Source organism: Angustibacter aerolatus (assembly GCF_054776675.1).
The window spans coordinates 1-4721 of record NZ_BAAHBM010000143.1 but is presented as its reverse complement, the minus strand read 5'-3'; the positions used below and the strand labels follow the sequence as shown (position 1 = coordinate 4721).

The 4721-nt window shown below is 73.2% G+C and carries 4 protein-coding genes and 1 pseudogene; 4 read left to right on the top strand and 1 reads right to left on the bottom strand.

The window, feature by feature from the left end; genetic code table 11:
• A partial coding sequence (locus tag ACYVI6_RS18030; RefSeq protein WP_460447686.1) for a cytochrome P450 family protein occupies positions 1 to 572 on the bottom strand: 572 nt, incomplete at its 3' end.
• 107 nt (positions 573 to 679) lie between these two features.
• Between ACYVI6_RS18030 and glgX the strand changes: the two genes are divergently transcribed.
• The 4 genes and pseudogenes from glgX to ACYVI6_RS18010 form a co-directional block, all read left to right on the top strand.
• On the top strand, positions 680 to 2710 hold the full coding sequence (gene glgX, locus ACYVI6_RS18025) for a glycogen debranching protein GlgX (RefSeq protein WP_460447685.1): 2031 nt from the start codon (positions 680 to 682) through the stop codon (positions 2708 to 2710).
• 18 nt (positions 2711 to 2728) lie between these two features.
• Positions 2729 to 3127, top strand: coding sequence for a universal stress protein (locus ACYVI6_RS18020; protein WP_460447684.1), 399 nt, complete (start codon positions 2729 to 2731; stop codon positions 3125 to 3127).
• 133 nt (positions 3128 to 3260) lie between these two features.
• Positions 3261 to 4268 carry a TerC family protein gene (locus ACYVI6_RS18015; RefSeq protein ID WP_460447683.1) on the top strand — a complete coding sequence of 336 codons (1008 nt, stop codon included), beginning with the start codon at positions 3261 to 3263 and terminating at the stop codon, positions 4266 to 4268.
• Between the two features lie 4 nt (positions 4269 to 4272).
• Positions 4273 to 4721 (top strand): annotated as a pseudogene (locus tag ACYVI6_RS18010) (PucR family transcriptional regulator); the annotation flags it as partial.

Here is a 4721-nt window from a genome sequence, read left to right as displayed (position 1 = left end):
AGCTCGCGGACGGCGTCGCGCAGCAGCTGCTCGGTGCGCCGGCGGGCCAGCCGCGCCCGGGCGTACCGCGGGCCGAGCGAGCCGAACCCGTCGACCACCTGCCACAGGTCGTGCGCCCGGCGGGCCTGCTCCTCGGGGGTGCCGGGCACACCGGCCCAGTCGAGCACCGCCCGGCCCAGCACGACCGCGGCCAGCGGCTGCACCGCCCGGGGTGCGCCGGGACGCAGGGCCGCCAGCTCGGCGTCCCACGAGGCACCGGCGCGGGCGCGGACGTCGCGCACGGCGTCCCAGGTCAGCAGCCGCAGGAACATGCCCTTGCGCGCGGCGTGCAGCTCGTCGTCCAGGCCGTGCACCGCGCCGCGGCCGAACAGCGCGTCGCTCGTCGGCCTCGGCACCGCGCCGTCGCGCCTGGTCAGCTCGAGGTCGTAGAACACCGCCGCGCCGGCCTCGCCGCCAACCAGCACCGCCCGGCGACCGGCGACCCTCGTCTCGACCGCGGGCCGGCTGCCCCGCAGGCCCGGCCCGAACCGGTAGCCGCGGCGGAGCAGGGTCAGGGAGCGGTCGGTCGGCACGCCTTCACGGTAGGTCGCCCGCCCGGCGCCGCACCTCCCGGCGACCGCCGGCTGCGTCACCGTCGTTCACCGCGCGCGCCGGCCCGGCAGACCCGAGGATCGTCGACGTGAACGCACCCTCCTCCAGGCCCTACCCGCTCGGCGTGACCCTCGTGGACGGCGGTGCGAACGTCGCCGTGTACTCCGAGTCGGCCGAGGCCGTCGACGTCGCCGTCTTCGACGAGTCGGGGGCCGAGCAGACGGTGCGGCTCGACGACCGCGACGGCCACGTGTTCCACGGCGTCGTCGCGGGCATGGGTCCGGGCACGCGCTACGGCCTGCGGGTGCACGGCCCCTGGGCCCCCGAGCGGGGCCTGCGGTACAACGCGCACAAGCTGCTGATCGACCCGTACGCCAAGGCGATCGAGGGCGCGTGGGACTGGGACGAGAGCGTCTTCGGCCACACCTTCGCCGACCCGGAGGCGTTCAACGACGCCGACTCGGCGGCCACGTCACCGCGCTGCGTCGTGGTCGCCGACGACTTCGACTGGTCCGGTGACGTCGCGCCGGCGACCCCGCTGCGCGACACGGTCGTCTACGAGGTGCACGTGAAGGGCTTCACGCAGCAGCACCCCGACGTGCCGGAGGAGCTGCGCGGCACCTACGCCGGCCTCGGCCACCCCGCGGCGATCAAGCACCTGACCGACCTCGGCGTCACCGCGGTCGAGCTCATGCCGGTGCACCAGTTCGCCCAGGACTCGCACCTGCTGGAGAAGGGCCTGCGCAACTACTGGGGCTACAACTCCATCGCGTTCCTGGCGCCGCACAACGAGTACAGCGCCGCCGGCGACGACGGCGGCCAGGTCGACGAGTTCAAGGCGATGGTCAAGGCCCTGCACGCGGCCGGGCTCGAGGTCTGGCTGGACGTCGTCTACAACCACACCGCCGAGGGCAACCACATGGGCCCGACGCTGAGCCTCAAGGGCATCGACAACCCCTCGTACTACCGGCTGGTCGACGACGAGCGCGCCAGCTACTTCGACACCACCGGCACCGGCAACAGCCTGAACGTGTCGCACCCGGCGGCGCTGCAGCTGATCCTCGACTCGCTGCGCTACTGGGTGACCGAGATGCACGTCGACGGGTTCCGGTTCGACCTGGCGACCACGCTGACCCGGCAGGGCGGCGAGGCCGACGTGCACAGCGCGTTCCTCGACATCGTGCACCAGGACCCGGTGCTGTCGCGGGTGAAGCTCGTCGCCGAGCCCTGGGACACCGCCGGCTACCAGGTGGGCGGGTTCCCGGCCCGCTGGTCGGAGTGGAACGGGAAGTTCCGCGACGACGTCCGCGACTTCTGGCGGGGTACCGAGGGCGCGCTCGGCGAGATCGCCCAGCGCATCGCCGGCAGCGCCGACGTGTACCAGGCCGACGGCCGCTCGCCGCTGTCGAGCGTCAACTTCGTGACCGCCCACGACGGCTTCACGCTCGCCGACCTCACGGCGTACGACGACAAGCACAACGAGGCGAACGGCGAGGACAACCAGGACGGCGAGTCCGACAACCGCTCGTGGGGCTGCGGCGCCGAGGGCGACACCGACGACGAGGGCGTGCTCGCCCTGCGCGGCCGCCAGCGGCGCAACCTGCTCACCACGCTGCTGCTGTCGTCGGGCGTGCCGATGCTGCTCGGTGGCGACGAGCTCGGCCGCACCCAGGGCGGCAACAACAACGCCTACTGCCAGGACGACGAGATCAGCTGGTTCGACTGGGAGGCAGTGGGTTCGGCCGAGCACCAGGAGCTGCTGGCGTTCACCCGGCAGCTCATCGCGCTGCGCCAGGAGCACGACGCGCTGCGGCCCAAGTGGTACGGCGACGGCAACCGCGGCGTCCGGTTCGTGCGGGCCGACGGCGCCGACATGGCGGTCGCCGACTGGACCGACCCGCGCAACAAGGCGATCACCGTGGTGTTCCCCGGCGACGCGACCACGATCCTGCTGCTGCTCAACGCCTCCGACGGCGTCGTGGAGTTCACGATCCCGCCGAACCTGGGCAGCGGGCGCTGGCAGCTCGAGCTGTCGAGCGACCCCGAGCAGGAGGTCGCCAAGCGCGTCGAGACGCTGCTGGTCTGCGACCACTCGGTGACGGTGCTGCGCAGCGCCTGACCCCCTAGGCTCTGGCGCATGAGCGTCGTCGTGGGCTACGTGCCGACCACCGCAGGGTTCCAGGCCGTGACCGAGGCGCTGCGCGAGGCGCAGTGGCGCGGCACCGACCTGGTCGTCGTGAACGTCGTGGGCACCGCGGGGTACACCACCCCGACGGCCGCCGACGACCAGGACCTCGACGCCCTGGAGGTGCGCCTCGCCGAGAGCGGCGTGCCGCACACCATCCACCGGCTCGACGTGTCGGCCGAGGACGCCTCCGACGAGATCCTCCGGCTCGCCGACGAGACCGACGCCGAGCTGATCGTCGTCGCGATCCGCCGCCGGTCGGCCGTCGCCAAGGCGATCCTCGGCAGCAACGCCCAGCGGGTGCTGCTCGGCGCGCGCTGCCCGGTGCTCGCCGTCCGCCCGACGGAGTAGCCACAGCACGAACGTTGCCGGTCGCCGGCAACGAAGGGACACTGGACGTGTCCGGAGACCGACCTGGTCTGCCGAGCACGTGCAACCGCATCCTGGACGGGATCCCCCTGCACCCCTTCGTGAGGAGACCGTCGTGGACGTCCCGTTCTGGCTCTGGGCGGTGTTCGGCGCCGTCGTGGTCGGCGGCCTGACCATCGACCTCGTCGCGCACCGCGGCGCCAAGACCATCGGCTTCAAGGAGGCCGCGGTCTGGAGCGGCGTCTGGGTCGGCCTGTCGATCGCCTTCGCGGTCGTGGTCGGCGTCGTCGTCAGCCCCGACGCGGCCCTGAGCTTCGGCACCGCCTGGTTGCTGGAGAAGAGCCTCTCCGTCGACAACCTGTTCGTGTTCGCGCTGATCTTCGGGTACTTCAAGGTGCCCCGCGCCTACCAGCACCGCGTGCTGTTCTTCGGCGTCATCGGCGCCCTGGTGTTCCGCGGCATCTTCCTGGCGCTCGGCGTCGCCGTGGTCGAGCAGTTCACCGCGATCCTGTTCGTCTTCGCCGCCATCCTGCTCTTCAGCGCCTGGAAGCTGATGCGCGGTGACGACGACTCGTTCGACCCCGGCAGCAGCCGCGCCGTCCGCCTGCTGCGCCGGGTCGTCCCGGTGCGCGACGAGTACGCCGGCACGAAGTTCTTCGTCCGCGAGGCCGGCCGCCGCGTCGCCACCCCGCTGCTCGCCGTCGTCGTCGCCATCGAGGCCGCCGACCTGGTGTTCGCCGTCGACAGCGTGCCCGCGGTGCTCGCCGTCAGCAGCGAGACCTTCATCGTCTACACGAGCAACGCGTTCGCGATCCTCGGCCTGCGGGCGCTGTACTTCCTGCTGTCGGGCATGCTCGAGCGCTTCCACCTGCTGTCGAAGGGCCTGGCGATCATCCTGGGCTTCATCGGCGTCAAGCTGCTGCTGCAGGCCGCGCACGAGACGATCAGCACCTCGGTGCCCGAGATCCCGACGCTCGTCAGCCTCGGCGTCATCGTCGTGGTGCTCACCGCCTCGGTGGTCGGCAGCCTCGCCCGGCCCGCGCCCGCCGTCGAGCACACCGACGACGAGCCCGCCGAGCCCGCCGAGCCCGCGCGGCCCGTCGACCACGCCGGGGAGCGCTGACCGCGTGAGCGAGCGCCCGGACCTCGACGCGATCGCCCGCGGTGCGGCGGACGACGCGGGCGGCCTCGACGTCACGCTGCTCGGCGACTTCCTGCCGACGGTGGTCGCGGCCGCGCAGTCCGGGCGCACGCTCGAGCCGACCGAGGTCGAGCGGTACGGCCGGCACGGCGCCGACGCCGCGCTGGCCGGCGTGCCGCTGCGGGCGCAGGTCGACCTCTACCTGTCGGCCAGCTGGCGGCTCTGGGACGAGCTGCCGGGGGTGCGCGCCGGCTCGGCGGCGCAGGTGCGCGCCGCCGGGCTGGCCGTGCTGCGGGCCGCGGACGACGGCGTCGCCGCGCTGGCGGAGGGGTTCCAGCTCGCCCGGGCCGACCTGGCCCGGCGGCTCGACGAGGAGCGGCGGCAGGTCTTCGAGGCGCTGCTCGCCGGCGGCGTCGTGGCCGACGACGTGGTGGG

Coding starts and splice junctions, on each gene's coding strand:
- ACYVI6_RS18020 (WP_460447684.1), top strand. CDS start 2,729: ATGAGCGTCGTCGTGGGCTACGTGCCGACCACCGCAGGGTTCCAGGCC.